At 57.0% G+C, this 20,865-nt stretch carries 18 protein-coding genes; 12 read left to right on the top strand and 6 right to left on the bottom strand.

What is annotated here, in order from left to right; genetic code table 11:
- The first annotated feature begins 197 nt into the window (after positions 1-197).
- The 8 genes from ACTQY5_RS01300 to ACTQY5_RS01265 are packed head-to-tail and all read left to right on the top strand — an operon-like array spanning position 198 to position 13,180.
- Positions 198-1,871 carry a ribonuclease J gene (locus tag ACTQY5_RS01300; RefSeq protein ID WP_022487813.1) on the top strand — a complete coding sequence of 558 codons (1,674 nt, stop codon included), beginning with the start codon at positions 198-200 and terminating at the stop codon, positions 1,869-1,871.
- Positions 1,872-1,907: 36 nt separating this feature from the next.
- Positions 1,908-4,229 (top strand): FtsK/SpoIIIE family DNA translocase, encoded by a 2,322-nt coding sequence (locus ACTQY5_RS01295; protein ID WP_302575334.1) that lies wholly within the window; start codon positions 1,908-1,910, stop codon positions 4,227-4,229.
- A 47-nt stretch (positions 4,230-4,276) separates the two neighbouring features.
- Positions 4,277-5,791, top strand: a complete 1,515-nt coding sequence (locus tag ACTQY5_RS01290) for a RodZ domain-containing protein (protein WP_441368680.1) — start codon at positions 4,277-4,279, stop codon at positions 5,789-5,791.
- 14 nt (positions 5,792-5,805) lie between these two features.
- Positions 5,806-7,134 (top strand): 30S ribosomal protein S12 methylthiotransferase RimO, encoded by a 1,329-nt coding sequence (rimO, locus tag ACTQY5_RS01285; protein WP_441368679.1) that lies wholly within the window; start codon positions 5,806-5,808, stop codon positions 7,132-7,134.
- 6 nt (positions 7,135-7,140) lie between these two features.
- Positions 7,141-8,385, top strand: a complete 1,245-nt coding sequence (locus tag ACTQY5_RS01280) for a competence/damage-inducible protein A (protein ID WP_022487818.1) — start codon at positions 7,141-7,143, stop codon at positions 8,383-8,385.
- A gap of 45 nt (positions 8,386-8,430) precedes the next feature.
- Complete coding sequence (locus tag ACTQY5_RS01275) at positions 8,431-10,059, top strand: DEAD/DEAH box helicase (RefSeq protein WP_370834571.1); 1,629 nt, start codon at positions 8,431-8,433, stop codon at positions 10,057-10,059.
- Positions 10,060-10,078: 19 nt separating this feature from the next.
- Complete coding sequence (gene hflX / locus ACTQY5_RS01270; protein ID WP_154488078.1) at positions 10,079-11,893, top strand: GTPase HflX; 1,815 nt, start codon at positions 10,079-10,081, stop codon at positions 11,891-11,893.
- 42 nt (positions 11,894-11,935) lie between these two features.
- Positions 11,936-13,180, top strand: a complete 1,245-nt coding sequence (locus ACTQY5_RS01265) for a methionine gamma-lyase family protein (RefSeq protein WP_022486983.1) — start codon at positions 11,936-11,938, stop codon at positions 13,178-13,180.
- Positions 13,181-13,324: 144 nt separating this feature from the next.
- Here the strand turns inward: ACTQY5_RS01265 and lexA are convergent, their stop codons facing one another.
- Positions 13,325-13,975: a transcriptional repressor LexA gene (gene lexA / locus ACTQY5_RS01260; protein ID WP_154488113.1), complete on the bottom strand. Its 651-nt coding sequence runs from the start codon at positions 13,973-13,975 to the stop codon at positions 13,325-13,327.
- A gap of 98 nt (positions 13,976-14,073) precedes the next feature.
- On the opposite strand from lexA, the gene ACTQY5_RS01255 reads away from it, so the two are divergent.
- From ACTQY5_RS01255 to ACTQY5_RS01240, 4 genes are all read left to right on the top strand, one after another.
- Positions 14,074-14,364: a hypothetical protein gene (locus ACTQY5_RS01255; RefSeq protein ID WP_154488079.1), complete on the top strand. Its 291-nt coding sequence runs from the start codon at positions 14,074-14,076 to the stop codon at positions 14,362-14,364.
- Positions 14,365-14,522: 158 nt separating this feature from the next.
- Positions 14,523-15,419 carry a bifunctional hydroxymethylpyrimidine kinase/phosphomethylpyrimidine kinase gene (locus ACTQY5_RS01250; RefSeq protein ID WP_441368678.1) on the top strand — a complete coding sequence of 299 codons (897 nt, stop codon included), beginning with the start codon at positions 14,523-14,525 and terminating at the stop codon, positions 15,417-15,419.
- The gene (locus ACTQY5_RS01245) at positions 15,419-15,985 is read left to right on the top strand and encodes a TIGR04002 family protein (RefSeq protein ID WP_022486980.1); all 567 of its coding nucleotides are present in this window, start codon (positions 15,419-15,421) and stop codon (positions 15,983-15,985) included. Before ACTQY5_RS01250 ends, ACTQY5_RS01245 begins: the two co-directional genes overlap by 1 nt.
- Positions 15,960-16,559: a TIGR04100 family radical SAM protein gene (locus ACTQY5_RS01240; protein ID WP_288174347.1), complete on the top strand. Its 600-nt coding sequence runs from the start codon at positions 15,960-15,962 to the stop codon at positions 16,557-16,559. Before ACTQY5_RS01245 ends, ACTQY5_RS01240 begins: the two co-directional genes overlap by 26 nt.
- Positions 16,560-16,605: 46 nt before the next feature.
- Here ACTQY5_RS01240 and ACTQY5_RS01235 read toward each other — a convergent pair whose 3' ends face one another.
- From ACTQY5_RS01235 to ACTQY5_RS01215, 5 genes are all read right to left on the bottom strand, one after another.
- Positions 16,606-17,826, bottom strand: a complete 1,221-nt coding sequence (locus ACTQY5_RS01235; RefSeq protein WP_022486978.1) for a dicarboxylate/amino acid:cation symporter — start codon at positions 17,824-17,826, stop codon at positions 16,606-16,608.
- Positions 17,827-17,969: 143 nt separating this feature from the next.
- Complete coding sequence (locus ACTQY5_RS01230; protein ID WP_308664293.1) at positions 17,970-18,656, bottom strand: cytochrome c biogenesis CcdA family protein; 687 nt, start codon at positions 18,654-18,656, stop codon at positions 17,970-17,972.
- Entirely contained in the window at positions 18,656-19,183 is a 528-nt protein-coding gene (locus tag ACTQY5_RS01225; RefSeq protein WP_022486976.1) for a TlpA family protein disulfide reductase, read from the bottom strand. The genes ACTQY5_RS01230 and ACTQY5_RS01225 overlap by 1 nt, the downstream gene beginning before the upstream one ends.
- Positions 19,184-19,284: 101 nt before the next feature.
- Positions 19,285-20,022, bottom strand: a complete 738-nt coding sequence (locus ACTQY5_RS01220) for a NifB/NifX family molybdenum-iron cluster-binding protein (RefSeq protein ID WP_288310673.1) — start codon at positions 20,020-20,022, stop codon at positions 19,285-19,287.
- Positions 20,023-20,092: 70 nt separating this feature from the next.
- Positions 20,093-20,842, bottom strand: coding sequence for an energy-coupling factor ABC transporter ATP-binding protein (locus ACTQY5_RS01215; RefSeq protein WP_288310674.1), 750 nt, complete (start codon positions 20,840-20,842; stop codon positions 20,093-20,095).
- Positions 20,843-20,865: the final 23 nt, after the last annotated feature.

Below are 20,865 nucleotides of genomic sequence, written 5' to 3'. Positions count from 1 at the left end.
CCAAAACTTGATTTGCAAAACAGGCGTCAAACCTGTATAATGTTGAACAAGAGACTAGTCCTATAGAACCAGAAGCGATGGTTATCGTTCGGATTCGTAGGGGATACGGGAATTGAAAACATAGTTTCGAAAAGGGAGTATGGAACGCGAAGATACTCCAGTCTTTTGATATGCAAAAATACGAAGGAGGTGTCCCTTTGAATAACAATAAAGGACAACAGAAAAAATTATCCATCATTCCGCTGGGCGGTCTGGGAGAAATCGGCAAGAACATGACGGCCTTTGTGTATGGCAACGACATGATCCTGGTGGATGCCGGTCTGGCATTCCCCGATGATGACATGCTGGGCATTGACCTGGTGATCCCGGATACCACGTTCCTGATGGAAAACAAGGAGAAGTTCAAGGCTATTTTCCTGACCCACGGCCACGAAGATCACATTGGCGCTCTGCCTTATGTGATGAAGGATTTTGACGTGCCGGTGTACGGCACTCCCCTGACTCTGGGGATCCTGTCCGGCCGTCTGAAGGAAAACGGCGTCTCTGACAGCAAATGCAAAATGGTGAAGCCTGGGGCTACGGTCCGGGCCGGCGCCTTCCGGGTGGAATTCATCCGGGTCAACCACAGTATTCCCGATGCGGTTGCCCTGGCCATCCACACTCCGGTTGGGGTGATTGTCCACACCGGGGACTACAAGTTCGACCAGACTCCGGTGGACGGACAGGTGACCGACTATGCCAAGTTGTCTGAAGTGGGCCGCAAAGGCGTGCTGCTCCTGATGAGCGATTCCACCAACATTGAACGGACCGGGTATACCCCCAGCGAAAAGAGCGTGGGCAAGACCCTGGACGAACAGTTCCGGATGGCCAGGAACCGGGTGATCGTGGCCACCTTCTCTTCCAACGTGCACCGGATCCAGCAGGTGATCGACGCGGCGGTAATGACCCGCCGGAAAGTGGCGGTGATCGGCCGGAGCATGGTGAACGTGGTGAACATTTCCATTGAAATGGGTTACCTGAAGGTGCCCCAGGGTGTGCTCATCGACATTGACGAATGCCGGAACTATGCACCCCGGCAGATTGCCATCATCACCACCGGCAGCCAGGGAGAACCCATGAGTGCCCTGACCCGGATGAGCAACAGTGACCACCGGAAGGTGTCCATTATGCCCGGTGACACGGTGATCATTTCCGCCACCCCCATTCCCGGCAACGAGAAAGGTGTGGCCCGGACCATCGACAACCTGTACAAACAGGGAGCTGAAGTGATCTACGGACGGGAACAGGGGATCCATGTTTCCGGTCACGCCAGCCAGGAAGAAATCAAACTGATGCACCGGCTGGTCCATCCCAAGTTCTTCATGCCGGTCCACGGGGAATACCGTCACCTGGTAAAACACAAGAAACTGGCCATGCAGCTGGGGATGCCCAAGGAAAACATCGTCATTGCGGAAAACGGCTCTGTAGTTGACCTGACCCGGGATTCCATCGGGATTTCCGGCAAAGTCACCGCCGGCCGGGTGCTCATTGACGGCCTGGGAGTGGGCGACGTGGGCAATGTGGTGCTCCGGGACCGCCGGCAATTGTCCCAGGACGGGATCCTGATCGTGGTGGTGACCATCGACCACAGCAATTACCGGATCGCCGCCGGCCCGGATATCGTATCCCGGGGCTTTGTGTACGTCCGGGAATCCGAAGAGCTGATGGAAGGCGCCCGGGACCGGGTGCTGAGCACTCTGGACAAATGCCATGAAAACAACATCACCGAATGGTCCGCACTGAAGAGTGCCGTCCGGGACAGCCTGGGCCGGTATCTGTTCGAAAAGACCAGACGGCGTCCCATGATCCTCCCTCTGATCATGGAAATCTGATTCCAATAAACCAAAAATCTTCAGGAAGGGAACAGCGTGGAAAAAAAAGAACGGACTCGCAGAAACAACAAGAAAATCGAATTCACCTTCAACCGGGAAGTGCTGGGCATCCTGTTGGGCGCCTTCGGCCTTATTGTGCTTTGTGCCCTGGGGGGAATCCCCATGGGCAGCGCCGGGGCTTTCCTCAAAAAGGTCCTGACCTACGCCCTGGGGGTGGGAGCTTTTCTCTTCCCTCTGTACTTAATGGTGCTGGGGATGGGGTACATCCTGAATCACGAACATCTGCGGTATTCCAAAAAGTTCTTTACACTCCTGCTGTTCCTTGTTTCTGTCCTGAGCCTGTGGCACATGCACAAGGTGCCGGAAGGCCATGAACTGATTCCTGAGTATCTGATGACCGGTGGTGGCCTCCTGGGAGGCACCATCGTGTTTGTTTTAACAAAGGTGGCCGGTCGGGTGGGGGCACTCATTGTCCTTACTGCCACCACGCTGATCTCCCTGGTGCTGTCCGGGAAATTTTCCCTGCGGAGTCCTCTCCAGACCGCTCAGGACGGGGTAAAGGAAGGGGCCGAGACGGTGGCCCAGAAATGGGAGGACTACCAGGAACGGCGGAAACGGAACCATGATTCCTTCTACGACCAGGAAAAGGATGACGGGAATCCCCGGAAAAAGCCGGAACCGGAAAAGAAACCTTCTCTGGCGGAACGGCTGAAAGAGAAGGTGAATGCTGCCGGTACGGCTCCCATCCTGAAGTTCCAGAAGGAACAGATGGGGACGGGAGAACCGCCCCGGAAGTTTACCATTACTACCTCTGACGATGCCCGGGACCAGGAGGAACCCCAGTGGGAAGCTCCGGCACCGGAAGCCCAGACCACCCGTTTGGAAAACGCGGAAACCGGGGAAGTGATCCCCTACGAATTCCCGCCTCTGGATCTGCTGAACCGGGACAAACCGGTGAACAAGAAGAACTTCCAGGCGGAAATCGAAACCCAGGGGGGCACCATCGAGCAGACCCTCCACGATTTCGGGGTGAACGCCACCCTGGTGAACGTGACCAAGGGACCTTCCGTGACCCGGTATGAACTGGAACCGGCTCCCGGGGTGAAGGTGAACAAGATCCAGAACCTGTCGGAAGACATTGCCCTGAAACTGGCGGTGTCCAGCGTCCGGATCGAACCCATTCCCGGGAAGGCGGCCATCGGCATCGAAGTGCCTTCCAAGACTTCGGAGCCGGTTTCTTTCCGGTCCATTGTGGATTGTCCGGAAGTGAAGAATGCCAAAGGCAAGCTGTGTATCGGCCTGGGGAAGGACATTTCCGGCCATGTGGTGGTGGCGGACCTGACCAAGATGCCCCATCTGCTCATTGCCGGATCCACCGGGTCCGGGAAGAGTGTGTGCATCAACACCATCATCTGCAGCCTGCTGTACAAGGCGGCTCCTGATGAGGTGAAGCTGATCCTGGTGGACCCGAAAGTGGTGGAACTGACCAACTACAACGGGATCCCCCACCTGCTCACACCGGTGGTCACCGGGCCCAAGCAGGCCGCTTCCGCCCTTCACTGGGCAGTGGTGGAAATGGAACGGAGGTACAGTCTGTTCGCCAAGACCCAGGTCCGGAAGATCGACGACTACAATGCCCATGTGCAGCCGGGAGAAAAGCTGCCCTTCATAGTGGTGATCATCGACGAGTTGTCCGACCTGATGATGGTGGCGGCAGTGGACGTGGAAGATGCTATCTTGCGGCTGGCCCAGAAGGCCCGTGCTGCCGGGATCCATCTGATCCTGGCCACCCAGCGGCCGTCGGTGGACGTGCTCACAGGGACCATCAAGGCCAATATCCCTTCCCGGATTGCCTTTGCGGTTTCCAGCCAGATCGACAGCCGGACCATCCTGGACGCCAGCGGTGCGGAAAAACTCCTGGGACGGGGGGACATGCTGTTCTTCCCTACGGGAGCCAACAAACCCATCCGTGTCCAGGGGGCCTTTATTGCCGACGACGAACTGAACCGGGTGGTGGATTTCATCAAGGCGGAAGCCATACCCACCTCCTATTCCAGTGAAGTGACCACTCAGAAGCTCAATGGGGCGGAAGAGGAAAAGAAAGGGGAAGACAGCGAGGAAGACGAACTTTTCCAGGATGCGGTGGAGCTGGTCATGGCCACCCAGCAGGCATCCTCGTCCATGCTCCAGCGGAAGTTCCGGATCGGGTACACCCGGGCGGCACGGCTGGTGGATGCCATGGAAGAAAAGGGCATCATAGGACCGGCGGACGGCAGCAAGCCAAGGCCGCTCATTATGAGCCCCGCCACCATCAAAGAAAAGTTCTTCACCAAAGGGCTGAAGCAGGAAGAACCGTGATTCTCCTGCCTGCGCCGCTCTACCCCGTCTAAAAGTGAGGTTGTACCATGAAAAACAAAATTGGAACCTATTTACAGCAGCACCGGGAAGCCAAACATCTGACCCTGGAACAGGTTGCCGAACATACCGGCATCCGGGAACCCTATCTGGCAGCCCTGGAAGAGGGCGATTTCCACAAGATTCCGGGGGATGTGTTCATCCGGGGCTTTCTCCGGAACTACGGGAACTATCTGGGCCTGGACGGCAATGGCCTTGTGGAGGCCTACCGGACCGGCAGTGAACCGGAAAAGATCCTGAAGTCGCCGGAACCGTTGGTGCCCCAGCCGGAGCTGCCGAAAAGTTCCGATACCATTATCCTGCGTCCGGAAACCTTTGCCGGAAAAAAGCAGGCAAAAACGGAGCCACCGGCGCCTCAGCTGGCATCTCCCAAAACGGAATCCTCTCAGGCTCCGGAACCTTTTGACAAGGTCCAGGCTCTGAAGGATATGGAGCCGGTGGGCTATGGAAACAGCCGTCGGACCGCTCAGGAAGCCCAGGCTCCCCAGAAGCGGAAAAAGGAAGCCATGGAAGCCACCCAGGTAATGAAACCGGTGAAGCCGTCGGCCCAGGCCGCACCGACAAAGCCGGAAGCAGCGAAGGAGGCGGCAGGGCCGGAACCCAAAACGGCCCCCCGACCCAAGGATGCCCAGCCAGTAGCTGGAACCGGGAAGCCGGAAGCTCCCAAGGGGGAAGAGACTGCCAAACGGTTGGACAAAACCGGAGAAAAGAAAGCTCCCCAGCCGGAGAAGCCGTCTGCCAAAGGGGCCCAGGCTGCTGCGGTTGGGAAAAAGCCGGCAGGAAAGGGGACGGAACCCAAAAAATCCCATGAAAGCCCCAAGGAAGCCCTGAAAAAGGTGGAAACGGCGCTGAATCGGGAAAACATGGAAGAAGCCCTGGACGCCAGCAAAGCCAAAGTGGGAGGTGTCCTGGACCGGATCCGGGATTTCATCGACGAAAATCTCTATGAAACCGTCCCGGAAGACGAAGCCGGGGAAGAATACGGAGCCGCCGGCGGGGCGGACAGCAAAACCCCTGCCTTCAGCTTCAAGGTGTTCACCGGGGTGTTTGTGGCCTGCTTGGCCGTATTCACCGTGGTCATGGCCTATTTCGTGTTCGGCGGGAAAACCACTCCGGACCTGAAGGCTACCACCAACATCACCGATGGAGTGAAATCCGACCACTCTTCGGAAAAGAGCGAGAAGGAAAAACAAGCAGCCGCCGAGGCCCAGCCCAAGAAGGAAGAGGAAGAGTCCAAAGGGGATGAAAAGACCCTGGGCAAGGGCAACGGGGTCACGGTGGTGGTCACCTACAAGAAACCGGTCTGGACCCAGACCACCATTGACGGAAAACAGGTGGAAGCGGCTACGGTGCCCAAAGGATCCACCCGTACCTACAAAGGGAGCAAGAGCATTTCCGTCAATGTGGGCAGCATCCGGGATGTAGTGATCACTGTCAACGGAAAAGAAGTACCCTACGGCTCCAAGGAATGGGGCGTAGTGACCCGTACGTTCAAGGCGAAATAAGGAAGGAGAACAGATTGGAAATCGGAGTAGTCAGCCTGGGGTGTCCCAAGAACCTGGTGGATTCAGAAGTGATGATGGGGCTCATCAAAGAGCGCCAGTGGACCATTACCAATGACCCCACCCATGCGGATGTGATCATCGTCAACACCTGCGGCTTCATTGAAAGTGCCAAAACAGAATCCATCAACACCATCCTCCAGATGGCGGAATACAAAAAGGATGAGCCCCACCGGAAGCTGATCGTCACCGGGTGCCTGGGCCAGCGGTATGCGGATGAACTGTTCGCAGACCTGCCGGAGGTGGATGCCATCATCGGAACCGAATGTTACGACCAGATCGGCAGTGTCATCGACCGGGTGGAAGCGGGAGAACGGTTCACCCTGCTGAAGCCTCCGCAAAAATTCACCCAGAAGGCCAAACGGGTGCTGACCACCCCTCAGTATACGGCCTATCTGAAGATTGCCGAAGGCTGCAACAACCGGTGTTCCTACTGTGCCATCCCCAAGATCCGGGGCCCTTACCGGAGCCGTCCCTATGAGGAAGTCCTCCAGGAAGCCCGGGATCTGGTGAGCCAGGGCGTCCGGGAACTGATCCTGGTGGCCCAGGACACCACCCAGTACGGCATCGACCTGTACCACAAACTGCGTCTGTCGGAACTGCTCCGGGATCTGAACACCATCCCTGACCTGAAATGGATCCGGGTGTTGTACTGCTATCCTGATTCCTTCACCGACGAACTGATCGAAACCATGGCTCAGTGTGACAAGGTGTGCAATTATGTGGACCTGCCCCTGCAGCATGCCAGCAACAGCCTGCTCCACACCATGCACCGGAGAGATACCCGGGAACAGGTGGAAGAGCTCCTGGCCAAACTCCGGAAACGGATGCCGGACATCTGCCTGCGGACCACTTTCATTGTGGGCTTCCCGGGAGAAACCGATGAACAGTTCCAGGAACTGCTGGATTTCGTGAAAAAAGAACGGTTCCAGTGTGCCGGGGTGTTCACCTACAGCCAGGAAGAAGGTACGGAAGCCGGGGCTATGCCCAACCAGATCCCGGAAGAAGTAAAGCAGGACCGGTACCATGCCCTGATGAGCCTCCAGGCGGAGATCTCCGAAGAGATCCAGCAGGAACGGGAAGGGAAAGTGCTGGAAGTGCTCATCGAAGGCAAGGATGAGGAAGATCCCAACCTGGCCGTGGGCCGCAGCTATGCAGAAGCCCCGGACATCGACGGGAAGATTTACGTGGAAGAGGCGGCTTCCCTGAACCCCGGGGATTTTGTGAAAGTCCGGATCAGCCAGGGCTTCACCTACGAAGCGGTGGGGCAGTTGGAAAAGGAGTGATTTCCTGTGAATGTTGAAGTCATCAATACGGGCACGGAGCTGCTCCTGGGCGATATTGTGAATACCAACTTCCAGTATCTGTCCCGGATGCTCAATGATGCCGGGTTCAACGTGCTGTACCAGACCACCATCGGGGATAACGGGGACCGGCTGCTGGAAGTGCTGGCCATTGCCCTGAAGCGGGCGGACATCATCATCACCACCGGGGGCCTGGGGCCCACCCGGGGGGACATCACCAAGGAAATGGTGGCCCGGTACCTGGATCTGCCTCTGGTGCCCAGTGCCTTCTGGCTGGACAAGCTGACCCGGTATTTTGCTGCCCGGCATGTGGTCATGACGGACAACAACAAAAAGCAGGCCATGATCCCGGAAGGGGCCGTGGTATTCAACAACGAAGTGGGCACGGCACCGGGAATCGGGGTCTGGACTCCGGACCACAAACTGATCATCATGCTGCCGGGGCCTCCGGCGGAAACCACCCACGTGTTCGGTCAGCAGGTGATGCCCTATCTCCGGAAAAGCTATGCGGCCCAGGGAATCATCCATTCCCGGGTGCTGCATCTCCGGGGACTGACGGAATCCATGGTGGCGGAAAAGCTGGATGCCATCATCATGGCCCAGACCAACCCCACCATTGCCCTCTATGCCCGGAAGGGAGAAATCATCATCCGGATCACCGCCAAAAGCGATACCCTGGAAAAGGCGGAAGCCATGAACCAGGCCATCGAGGAAAAGATCCGGGAAGTGCTGGGTGAGTACATCTACGGAGTGGATTACGAAACCCTGCCGGAAGCCCTGGGCAAACGGCTGAAAGAAAAACATCTGACCATCGCCTTTGCCGAATCCTGCACCGGAGGCCTGGCCTCCAGTCTGGTGACGGATATTCCCGGAAGCTCGGAATATCTCATGGGGTCGGTGGTCTCCTATACCAATGACGTAAAGCACCGGCTGCTGGGGGTGAAACAGGAAACCCTGGACAAATACACCGCCGTCAGCGAACAGACTGCCCGGGAAATGGCCCAGGGGATCCGGGAAAGAATCGGAACGGATCTGGGCATCAGCATTACCGGGATCGCCGGACCGGGAGGGGGGACCCCCACCCAGCCGGTGGGCCTGGTGTACATCGGTGCAGCGGATAAAAACGGAACCAAAGTCCTGGAATGCCGGTTCAAGGCGGCCCGGACCACCATCAAACTCCGGGCGGCCATGAATGCACTGTCTCTGGCCATGGACCGGGTGAAGGAGCTGTAACGCTCCTGTACAAGATAAGGAGAAATTATGACTGAAACCACAGAAATGGAAAAGAAACCGGTGGAAACAACGGAAACTGCCAAACCGGAAATCACTTCCTTCGAAGATCTGAACCTGGACCGGAAGATCCTGGCAGCCCTGAAGGAAATGGGTTTTGAAGAACCCTCTCCCATCCAGAAGGGGGCTATCCCCCTGGCTCTGGAAGGAGACGACCTGATCGGCCAGGCCCAGACCGGTACCGGCAAGACCGCCGCCTTCGGGATCCCCATCATCCAGAAGATCAACGAAAAGGACCGGCACATCCAGGCCCTTGTCATGAGCCCCACCCGGGAACTGTGCATCCAGGTGGCGGACGAAATCAGCAAGATTGGCCGGACCAAACGGATCCGGGTACTGCCGGTATACGGGGGCCAGCCCATCGAACGGCAGATCCGCAGCCTGAAACGGGGCATCCAGGTGGTCATTGGGACCCCTGGCCGTCTCCTGGACCATATCCGCCGGGGCACCATCGACCTGGAATACGTGAACTTCCTGGTGCTGGATGAAGCCGACGAAATGCTGGACATGGGCTTTGTGGACGATATGGAAAACATCATCAAAAACGTTCCCCCGGAACGGCAGACCATGCTGTTTTCCGCCACCATGCCCCGGCCCATCCTGAGCATCAGCAAGAAATACATGCGTACCCCCAAGATGGTGGCCATCCACAAAGAAGTGGTCACTGCGCCCACCATCGACCAGTACTACTATGAAACCCGGGACAAGGTGGACGGCCTGTGCCGGATCCTGGACACCACCGACGACTGCAAGATGATCATCTTCTGCCGGACCAAAAAAGGCGTGGATGAACTGGTCATCGCCCTGGCCACCCGGGGCTACGAAGCGGAGGGCCTCCACGGGGACCTGAGCCAGAACCAGCGGGACCGGGTCATGAAAAAGTTCCGCAGCGGCCAGGTGGACATCCTGGTAGCCACCGACGTGGCGGCCAGAGGGCTGGATATCGACAACATCACCCATGTGGTGAACTTCGACGTGCCCAGTGACAGCGAAAGCTACGTGCACCGGATCGGCCGTACCGGCCGTGCCGGGAACACCGGTGTGGCTCTTACCTTCATCACTCCCCGGGAATTCCGTCAGCTGAAGCTGATTGAACGGAGCATCAAGACCAAAATCATCCGGGGCACCCTGCCCACCGACGCCAGCGTGCTGGAACGGCAGCGGGAACAGATTGTATCCAAGATGCAGACCATCCTGGAACAGGACCGGTATCAGGACTATCTGCCCATTGTGGAAACCCTGGAAAAGGACTATGATGTCCAGGATATCGCCGCTGCTGCCCTGAAGTTCATGCAGGAAGGGGCCAAAGCCCTGGAAGAACCGGAAGAGGAAGGTTCCCTGCCGGATGCCCTGGCCAACACCGGTGCCAAACCGGGGATGGTGCGGCTGTTCGTGAATATCGGCCGTTCCAGCCGGGTCACGGTCCGGGATATTGTCCAGAGCATTGCCATCGAGGCGGAAATCCCTGCTCGGAGCATTGGCCGGATCAGCATCTATGACAAATTCAGCTTTGTGGAAGTGCCCATGGAACATGCGGAAAAAGTCCTGGCAGTGATGCACCGGAACACCATCCGGGGCTGCCGGGTGAACATGGAGCCTGCCAAAGCACGGGTATAATACCAAAAGGAGTTCTCCTATGACTCAAACGATCTACGGAAAGACGGAGGGCCTGAAAAAACAGGTCCTCACCCAGTTGGAAGGGATCTATGAGCTGAGAGCGGACGAGGGCCAACTGATCAGTGAGGAGTTGGCCCTCGTTTTGCGGGATTTGACGGAAGCCATCAACCGGGAAATCTCCATTTATGTGGACCGGAAGGGCCAGGTGACGGCGGTGGCCGTAGGCAGCGACAGCCATGTGGAGCTGCCGGGCACCGATTCCCGCCGAAGCCAGAACCGGCTCTGCGGGGTGGCCTGTATCCACACCCATCCCTCCGGGGCACCCCGGCTCAGCCGGGTGGATCTGTCCGCCCTCCGGGACCTGCGGTTCGATGCCATGGCCGCCATGGCCTGGGAAAATCCCTCCAGCCAGCCTCTCCTCAGCTTCGGGATGATTACGGATCTGGATGAGGATCAGCAGCCGGTGCTCCAGGAATTCGGCCCCTTCAAGGTGAAGGATGTGGCGGCCATGCCCTTTGGGAATGTGCTCCACACAGTGGAAAAGATCCTGGCCAAACGGTCCCGGGGCCACAACCTGGCGGAAGGACCGGAACGGGCCATGCTGATCTCCCTGGCCTGGGGGGATACGGCCTCCCGGTGGACCGCCCAGGATTCCGTGGAGGAACTGGCCCAGCTGGCGGAAACCGCCGGTGCGGAAGTCATCGGCAAATTCGTCCAGTCCCGGCCCAAACCGGACCCGGTGTTCTTCATCGGGAAAGGGAAGGTTCAGGAGCTGTCCCTGTTTGCCCAGCAGGAAGACATCGACCTGTGCATCTTTGATGACGAACTGTCTCCGGCCCAGCAGCGGAACCTGGAACGGGCCCTGGGGGTCCGGATCATCGACCGGACCGGGCTGATTTTGGACATTTTCGCCAAACGGGCCCGGACCAGTGAAGGGAAGCTCCAGGTGGAACTGGCCCAACTCCAGTACATGCTGCCCCGGATCATGGGCCAGGGCACCAGCCTGTCCCGTCTGGGGGGCGGCATCGGTACCCGGGGGCCCGGGGAAACCAAGCTGGAAGTGGACCGGCGGCGGATCCGGGACCGGATCGCTTTCCTGGAAGATCAGATCCGTCGGATGAAGGGCAACCGCCGGCAGCAGCAGCGGGCCCGGAGCAAGAATGAAGTGAAGCAGGTGTGTCTGGTGGGGTACACCAACGCCGGTAAAAGCACCCTGCTGAACACCCTGACCCATTCGGACATCTATGCCCAGGATCAGCTGTTCGCCACCCTGGACCCTACCACCCGGCAACTGGAACTTCCGGATGGGAGCCACTGCACCCTGACGGATACCGTAGGGTTTATCCAACGGCTGCCCCATCAGCTGGTGGCCGCTTTCAAATCCACCTTGGAAGTGGTGAAGGATGCGGACCTGCTGCTCCATGTAATCGACTGCTCCCACGAGCTGTACCGGGAACAGTCAGAGGCGGTGTACCAGGTGCTCCAGGAACTGGAAGTCACTGAAAAGCCCATTCTCACCGTGTACAACAAGGTGGACCGGCTGACCCAGCACGAAGGCCTCCGGCACCGGCTGGAACAGGAAGAGGACGCCCTGTGCCTGTCCGCCCGTACGGGAGAAGGGGTACCGGAACTGCTGGAAAACCTGGCCCGGCTTTTAGGGCAGGACCGGGTGGAACTGGAACTGTCCATTCCCTATGGGGAAAGCAGGCTGGCCGCCCGGCTCCATGAAGAGGCCCAGGTCCTTTCGGAAACCTACGGGGAAACCGGGATCCTGATCCGGGCCCGGATGGACAAGGGCCTGGGAGAGAAATTGGCCCCCTATGTCCGGAAATAAAAGCATCAATTAATCAAGCAATTAAGGAGGAAATCAATTCCAATGGATATACAATGGGATGAAATCGAACGGAAAGCACTGGACACCGTTGCCCAGCATACCAAAAGCCATGAAGCCGCGGCCCTGGTGAACACCAAAAAGGTGCTGGACGCCTTTGCCAAGTTCCAGGTGGCCGATTTTTACCTGAAGCCCACCACCGGCTATGGCTATTCTGACATGGGCCGGGACCAGCTGGACCTGATTTATGCGGATATCTTCAAGACGGAATCCGCCCTGGTCCGTTCCCAGTTCGTATCCGGCACCCACGCTCTGGCTGTGGCCCTTCTGGGGAATCTTCATCCCGGGGATGAAATGATCGGAGCCACCGGGGAACCCTACGACACCATGCAGACCATTATCGGCCATCCGGTGAAGACTCCCGGCTCTCTGGTGGACCTGGGAGTCACCTACAAGGAAATCCCCATGGAAGGGGACCATCCGGACATCCCTGCCCTCCTGGCTGCCATCACCCCCAAGACCCGTCTGGTCCACATCCAGCGGTCCTGCGGCTACAGCAGCAAACGGAAGACCCTGACTGTAGGGGAAATCGGAGAGATCTGCCAGGCGGTGAAGAAGGTCCGTCCAGACATCATCTGCTTCGTGGACAACTGCTACGGGGAATTCATTGAGGACAAGGAACCTACGGAAGTGGGGGCCGATCTGATGGCCGGGTCCCTGATCAAGAACCTGGGGGGCGGCTTTGCTCCCACCGGCGGCTACATTGTAGGCAAAAAGGATCTGGTGGAACAGGCTTCCTACAGGCTCACTGCTCCCGGCCTGGGCGGTGAAATGGGCTGCACCCTGGGGGATACGGCCCGGGAATTCTATCAGGGGCTCTTTATGGCTCCCCATGTAGCTCTCCAGGCGGTGAAGACCTCCATGTTCGCTGCTTCCGTTTTCCAGTCCCTGGGCTTTGAAGTGTCCCCGCTGCCCGATGATGTACGCAGTGACATTATCCAGACCATCACCCTGAAGACTCCGGAAAATCTCTGTGCCTTCTGTGAAGCCATCCAGGCCCATTCGCCCATCGATGCCCATGTGACGCCGGTCCCCTCTCCGCTGCCCGGCTATCAGGATGACATCATCATGGCCGCCGGTACCTTCGTCCAGGGGGCTTCCATCGAACTGAGCGCCGACGGACCCATGCGGGCACCCTACAAGGTGTTCATGCAGGGGGGCCTGACCTTTGAACACGGCCGGATCGCCGTGATGGCCGCTGCCCGGCAGATTATGGAAAAGCAAAAATAAGAAAGCAAAAAACAGCCTCTGAATTTCGCTTCAGAGGCTGTTTTTCATATGCGTGCTATACTGGGATGGCAAAGCCAAAGAAAAACGCTCAAATCAAAGATTTGAGCGTCTGAAAGGAATTTGCCCTATGGAAGGCATCAACCTTTATAAAGTACGGAATACCGCAATGACTTTTCCCTTGATTTCGATGTTGTCGGTGCCCACAATGGGAGGGTAGGCATCATTTTCCGGCTGGAGACGGATCTGTTTCAGTTCCCGGAAATACCGTTTGATGGTGGTTTCTTCCCCGTTGAGGAGGGCCACTACAATATCCCCGTTGGTGGCATAATTCTGTTTCCGGACAAATACATAATCATGGTCCAGGATCCCGGCATTCTTCATGCTGTCTCCTTCCACCACCATCATGAACACATCTTCCTTGCAGCCGATGAGATCCAGGGGGATGGGGTAGGTGTCTTCGATGTTTTCCACAGCCAGCATGGGATCACCTGCGTGGACAGCGCCCACCAGAGGCACCGGAACCATGCTTTTCTTCCGCCAGCTGATTTCTTCCCGGAGCCCGTAGGTACGGGGCTTTTCCGGATCCCAGCTGACAAAACCGGCTTCCGCCAGCTTTTTCAGGTTGTTGTGGACGGAAGCACTGGAAGACAGACCCACAGCACTGCCGATTTCCCGCACAGAAGGGGGATAGCCGTTGGTGAAGATGTACTGCCGGATAAAATCGAGGATCTGGCTCTGCCGGGCATTGATCCCATGGGAGCGGGAGGGTTTCTTTTGTTCCGTATCCGTCGTCATTTCTGTATCAGTCATGGTATAAATCTCCTTTGAACAGGATGGATTTGTGGTACAAGAGTCCAATCTAATTAGAATAAGTATAACAGGAAAACAATTGTGTGTCAAACGAGTGTTTAGAAAGGAAACAGGAACCTGGAAGAAAATCAGGAATCCAGCCAGGTGCAAGCCGTGAATCCGTATGGATAAATCCTAAAGAGTATGGCCAAATCCCGAAGTATGAAAATAAAATCCAGGGCCGGTGCATCAGCAGAAAAATGACCCGGCCGGATCGGGAACCCGGTCCTGAAAGAAGGATCCCAAAGGAAATACCGGGAAAAATCTCAGTTTCTGGACAAATCGAGATCTCTGGTTTTCCAGAAAATTTACGTCCAATAATATATATTATGTAAAATAGTGTGGATAAAGCGCCTTGGAGAACCGGTGCTTCCGGCCGTTCAGACACGGTTTGGCTCAAGAATTTCCCAAACCGTTCCTTTTCTTTCAATTGTTTCTGTGTTATAACAGAGTTTGTCAAAACGTTACAATATTAACCCAAAGGAGCTTTCTTATGCATCAGCGTGTTGCAGCTATCAATGATCTTTCCGGCCTGGGAAGATGTTCGCTTACAGCCGATATAGCCGTGCTGGCAGCCATGGGCATCGAAGCCTGTCCCATGCCTACGGCAGTGCTTACATCCCAGACCGGCTACCCGGGATACCGGTGCCTGTCCTTTGCCGATCGTATGGATGACTATACGGAGCACTGGCAGGAACTCCAGGTTTCCTTTGCCGGGATCCTTTCCGGGTATCTTGCCACGCCTGATGCAGCGGAAAAGGTCCGGGCCTTTTTGGACCGGTTCCACAGACTCGGGGTGCTGTACTTGTGCGACCCGGTGCTGGGAGACAATGGCAGGGCCTACCGGGGCTTTACCGAGGCTTCCATTGAGGCCGTCCGGCAGCTGGCTTTCCAGGCGGATCTTTTGACTCCCAATCTCACGGAATTCTGTATCCTCACCGGTACGGATATGAGGCCCATCCAGAAACTGGGACAAACAGATCCGGAAGCGCTGTTCCCTATATTGGAAGAAAAAGCAGGCTGCTTCCAGGGCCGTTCCCTGGTGATCACCGGGATCCCTGTACTGGATAAGAACCGGGAAACGCTGATTCTTTCGAATTTCATTGTAAAAATGGCTGGAGGAAAATCCTCCGTGGTTTCCAGTCCTCATCTGGGAGGCAGTTATTCCGGCACCGGGGACCTGTTTGCCGCGGTGGTCCTGGGGGCCCTGCTCCAGAAAAGGTCTTTGGAAGAAGCAGTCCGGCTGGCTGTGGGGTTCATTGCCAGGGGCATTGGGGATGCCCGGCGGGAAAACACCCCTTGCAATGACGGCATCAATTATGAACCCTATCTGGGGCTCCTAGCCCCTCCCCTGCCCCATGGTTCCCAAGCTGAAAGGAAGGATACCTGATGAAACAACAACGAACAGAACAGGAAAAACTCCATTTGTTGGTACTGACTGGTGTGTTCGCCGGGCTGATCTGCCTGTTCACCGCCTATATCTGTCATATCCCTATGGGATCCAATGGAGGATATCTCCATTTCGGTGATACCCTGATTTACGTGGCTGCGTCCCTGCTGCCTCAGCCCTATGCTTTGGTGGCGGCAGCCATTGGAGGCGGGCTGGCGGATCTGCTGATGGCACCCATGTGGGCACCGGCCACCATTGTGATCAAGGCGCTGATTACGCTGCCTTTTACCTGGAAAGCCCAGAAGCTGCTGTGCACCCGGAACCGGATCGCCCCGTTCCTGTCCTGGATCATTTCCACCATCGGGTATTACCTGGCAGAAGGACTGATTTTTGGGACCTATGCAGCTCTGGTGACTTCCATTATGGGCAGTGCTCTCCAGTCCGGAGGCAGTCTGCTGTTCTATTATCTGGTGGCCGGAGTCCTGGACAGACAGGATGTAAAAGCCAGACTGTTTCATGGAGAAAGGATGATGAATGATCATGGCTCAGATTCTTTATACTTATAAAGATGGCGTCTATGCCAATTTGACCAATCTGTGCAACTGCCGGTGTACGTTCTGCGTCCGGTTCCAGCATGAGGGCATCGGGGATGCGCCCACCCTGTGGCACAAGGTGAACCCCAATTGGGAACAGGTAAAGGCAGCGGTGGATGCTTTTGATTTCACCGGGTTCAAAGAGCTGGTGTTCTGCGGATACGGGGAGCCCACCTGTGCCCTGGATCTGATGCTGAAAACGGCCCGGTATGTGCGGCAGATCCATCCGGAACTGAAGCTGCGGGTGAACACCAACGGGCTGGGGAACCTGGAAAACGGCCGGGATATCGTACCGGAACTGGCCCAGGTGCTGGATGCGGTTTCCATCAGCCTGAACGCCCCGGATGAGGCGGACTACAACAAGGTGACCCGCCCCACCCTGCCGGGAGCCTACCAGGCCATGCTGGATTTTGCCCGGGAATGCAAAAAAATGATCCCGGATACCCGGATGACCGTGGTGGACGTGCTGCCCCCGGACCAGATCGAAGCCAGCCGGAAAGTGGCAGAAAGCTGCGGGATCAAGCTGCGGGTACGGCATTTTGCATGAAAAAGGGGCTGTGAAAAAATCATTTTTCACAGCCCTCTTTTCCTATCTATTTCTTTTTCTTCAGCAAATGGGTCACGATAATGGCACAGGAGGCGTCTCCGGTGATGTTCAGGGTGGTCCGGCCCATGTCGAAGATCCGGTCCACACCAGCCACTAGGGCAATGCCGTCCACCGGCAGGTTCACAGAGGCCAGCACCATGGCCAGCATGATCATCCCGGCACCGGGCACTCCGGCCGTCCCTACAGAGGCCAGGGTGGCGGTTACCACAATGGTGAGCATCTGGGGCAGGGTCAGGTCGATGCCGTAGCAGGACGCAATGAACACGGCGCACACGCCCTGGTAAATGGCCGTCCCATCCATGTTGATGGTGGCTCCCAGGGGCAGGGCGAAACTGGTGACTTCCTTGGAGGCTCCCAGCTTGTTGGCGCATTCCATATTAATGGGCAGGGTCCCTACGGAAGAGGCACTGGAAAAGGCAAACAGCATGGCAGGCATCATGCCCTTGAAGAATTTCAGGGGACTCATGCCCCCGATGGCCCGTACTGCCATGGAATACACCAGGATGGCATGGAGGGCATAGGCAATGTAGGCACAGAGGATGACTTTGGCCAGGGAACCGATGACCGCGGTGCCGTTCTGGGCAATCACCGGGCACAGCAGACAGAATACACCGATGGGAGACAGGGCCAGGATCATTTCCATGACCTTCATGAACACATCGTTCCAGGTGTTGATGAAATCAGCAGCCTTCTCCCCTTTCTGGCCCAGGGCGATAATGGCGATGCCGATCAATAGAGCCATAACGATTACCTGGAGCATGTTGGCACTGGTCAGCGGCGCCAGGAAGTTGGAGGGAAACAGGTCCACCAGCATCTTCATGGGGCCAGTGCTGGTGTTTTTCACCTTAAAGGCCAGATCCGCTGTGGACAGTACCGGGAACATGGGCTTGAAGCTGTTGGCGATAATCAGGCCGATGGTGGTGGCAATGGCGGTGGTAATAAAGTAATAGACCAGGGTAATGCCGCCGATGGAACCCAGTTTCCGGATATCACTGAGAGAGACCACCCCTGCCATAATGGAAAACAGCACAATGGGACCTACGATGAATTTCACAAGATTCAGAAAGATTGTGCCAAAAGGTTTAATGTAGGTGACGGCAAAAGCCACGTTCCCCTGCAGGGCCAGCCCGGCAATGATACCCAGGATCAGGGCAATGAAAATCTGCCCCGCCAGAGGGATTTTTTTCTTCTTTCCTTCTCCATCCATACAAACCAGCCTCCTTTGCAGAACTTTTGGTAAAAAATTGTATCGTATTCTTCTACAGTATACTGTAAAATCATTATAGCATACTCTATATGGAGAAGAAATCTGAAAATAGAGAATATTACGAAGGAAAATCCATGGCCTCCCTACCCTGCCAGGAAGGCCATGATCCGCAGGGTCATGCCGCTGAGCATCAGGATGCCGAAAAATATCAGGAACAGGCCCATGGTTTTCTGGATCCGGGGCAGCCAGGCGTAGTGCCGGCGCAGGCAGGGCCCGAATTTCTCCCAGGACAGGGCCGCCAGAAGAAAGGGGACACAGAACCCCAGGGCATAGGCCAGCAGCAGGAACAGCCCTTCCCGGGCGGTCTGCCGGCTGCCAGCTGCCATCAGGATGGCGGTGAGGATGGGGCCGGTACAGGGGGTCCACCCCAGGGTAAAGGAACCTCCCAGCAGGAAGGAACCCAATACCCCCTGTTTTTTCTGCTGGAGGAAAGGACGCCGGTCCTTCAGCAGGAACAGCGGCGTCCATAAACCGCTCATAAAGAGTCCCAGAAGGATCAGGATCACCCCGGCCGCTTTTTCCAGTACTTTCCAATTGTCCAGCACCAGCTGCCCCAAAACCGTCGCCGTGGCCCCCATGGCCAGGAACACCGCCGTGAATCCGGCCAGGAAGGCCAGGGTATTGGCCAGGAGCCGTCCCTTCCCCTGTGCCTCTCCCATGCCGGAACCGGTGAGCAGCAGCAGGAAAGTGGGCAGCAGGGGCAGGACGCAGGGGGAGATGAAGGAAAGGAAGCCGGCCCCGAAGGCCGCTCCCAGGGTAAGGGAGCCCATTACAGCTTCCCTTTCAGCACGTCTTCCAGCTGCTGGGCGGTGGCCACCCCTTCATGGCGCTGGAGGATATTGCCCTTTTCATCCAGGATCACCGTGGTGGGGATCACCCGGACCTTGTACAGGGTGGCGGCTTTCCCGTCCCGGTCCAGGAGCACCGGCATGGTGTATCCGTTGTTCTTCAGGAAATCCTGGACCTGGGCGCCTTCTTCCTGGAGGTTGACAGCGTAGAACCGGACTTTCTCCTTGTGCTTCCGGGCAAAGGTGTTCATTTCCGGCATTTCGCTCCGACAGGGAGGACACCAGGTGGCCCAGAAATTGATTACATAGACGTTCCCGTCACCGGGCTGGACGGAATGGGAAGTCCCGGCTGTATCCTTCAGGGTGAATCCCGGTGCCTGGGCTTTTTGGGCGGAAGCCTGGGAAGAAGCCGGGGCATTGCTCTGGGAACTGCCGGAAAAGCCTCCGCACCCGGATGCCAGCAGGACGGCCGCCGTCAAAAGAGCAGAAACGATCATCTTTGTCTTCATAATGGTCCTCCTGTAGAATAAATTGTAATCAGGAATTTTTCTTTATAATACCATAAGGGACCTGCTGCACGCAACAGGTCCCTTAGAAGCAGGATCATCCATCAATGATGACATTCTCCATGATGATGTTCCCCATGATGGTCGCACTGGATGTCTTCCTGGTATTGGAGTTTGTCCGCCAGGAAATCTTCTACCGCCTGATCCGCCTGGCCGCTGCAGCCACCGTAAAAGGCGATTCCGGCCTTTTTCAGCCCTTCCTGGGCTCCTCCGCCGATGCCACCGCAGATCACCCCATCGATACCCAGCTGCTGGAGCACACCGGCCAGAGCCCCGTGCCCCTGTCCCTGGGTGCTGTGCACTTCTGCCTTCTGTACCTTCCCGTCTGCCAGATCATAGATTTTGAAATACTCCGTCCGGCCAAAATGCTGGAAGATTTCTCCGTTTTTCGGATCGTAGGTCACTGCAAGTTTCATCGTTTTCTCCTCCCTTTGGGAGATGCCGCCTATCCGTTCCAGGGTCCGCAGGGCAAACCGGCAGCAGCCCAGCTCTGCATCGTCGGAAACTTCCACCTGGCCCCCATACAGGGCGATATTCCAGCCATGGACTAGGGCGCCGGCCGCTTTTTTCCGGGCTTCGTTCAGGATGTTCTGGAAGGTGCTCCGTCCCACATGCATCCGCAGGGCGCATTCCTTCTGGTCCAGTCCCACTTCGTCCATCAGCCGCAGAGCCTCCAGTTCGTCCAGAGTCAGTTGGACCGTTTTCTTTCCGGCTTCTTCTGCGGTAAAGAAAGTACAATCCGGCTTCTGGTAAATCGTTCGTTTCCGTACAGGTCTTGGCATCTCATCTCTCCTTATAAATGGCATATGCCACTAACGAAAGTATATGGTATATGCCAACAACTGTCAAGGACTAGATTTCCTGCAGACGCAGGGGAAGTTCCAGACCGCAGGCTTCCAACAGGGGACCGTCCTGGAGGATTTCCCGGGTGGGTCCCGTTCTTTCCACCTGTCCCTGGTGCAGCAGGATCACTTGGTCACAGGTATCCCAGATGAAGTCCAGGTCGTGGGAAGCAATCAGCTGGGCACAGGGAAGCTGACCCAGGATCCGGATCAGGTTCCGCCGGTTCCGGGGATCCAGGGCAGCGGAGGGTTCATCCATCAGCAGCAGGTCCGGTTTCTGGGTCAGAAGGCCCGCAATGGCCGTGAGCTTCTTCTGGCCTCCGGACAGCCGGTAAATCTGCCGCCGGGCCATGTCCGCCATCCCCACCTGGGCCAGGACTTCTGCTGTCCGCCGTTCCGCTTCCTCCCGGGGCACGCCCCGGTTCCGCAGAGCAAAGGACACGTCGCTTTCCACCGTTGGCAGGAACAGCTGGCTGTCCGAATCCTGGAACACGTACCCGGTCTTTTCCCGGATGGCCGGAAGATGGTCCCGGTCCAGGGGCAGGCCGCAGACCTCCAGGTTCCCTGCCTGCAAGGGCAGAAGACCCACCAGCAGTTTCAGCAGGGTGGACTTTCCCACCCCATTGCTGCCGATGAGCCCCACCTTTTCCCCTGGTTCCAGAGTAAAGGACAGGTCGTGGAATACCGGGACAGCGGCTTTTTTCGGGCCCGGCAGGGCATACTGGAAGCGGATATGGGACAGTTTGAGGATGGCAGACATGGGCAGGACTCCTTCAGCAGCAG

Source organism: Acidaminococcus sp. HCP3S3_H5 (assembly GCF_052122235.1).
GTDB lineage: Bacteria > Bacillota > Negativicutes > Acidaminococcales > Acidaminococcaceae > Acidaminococcus.
The sequence above is the reverse complement of the archived record's forward strand: the minus strand, read 5'-3'. Positions and strand labels throughout refer to the sequence as shown.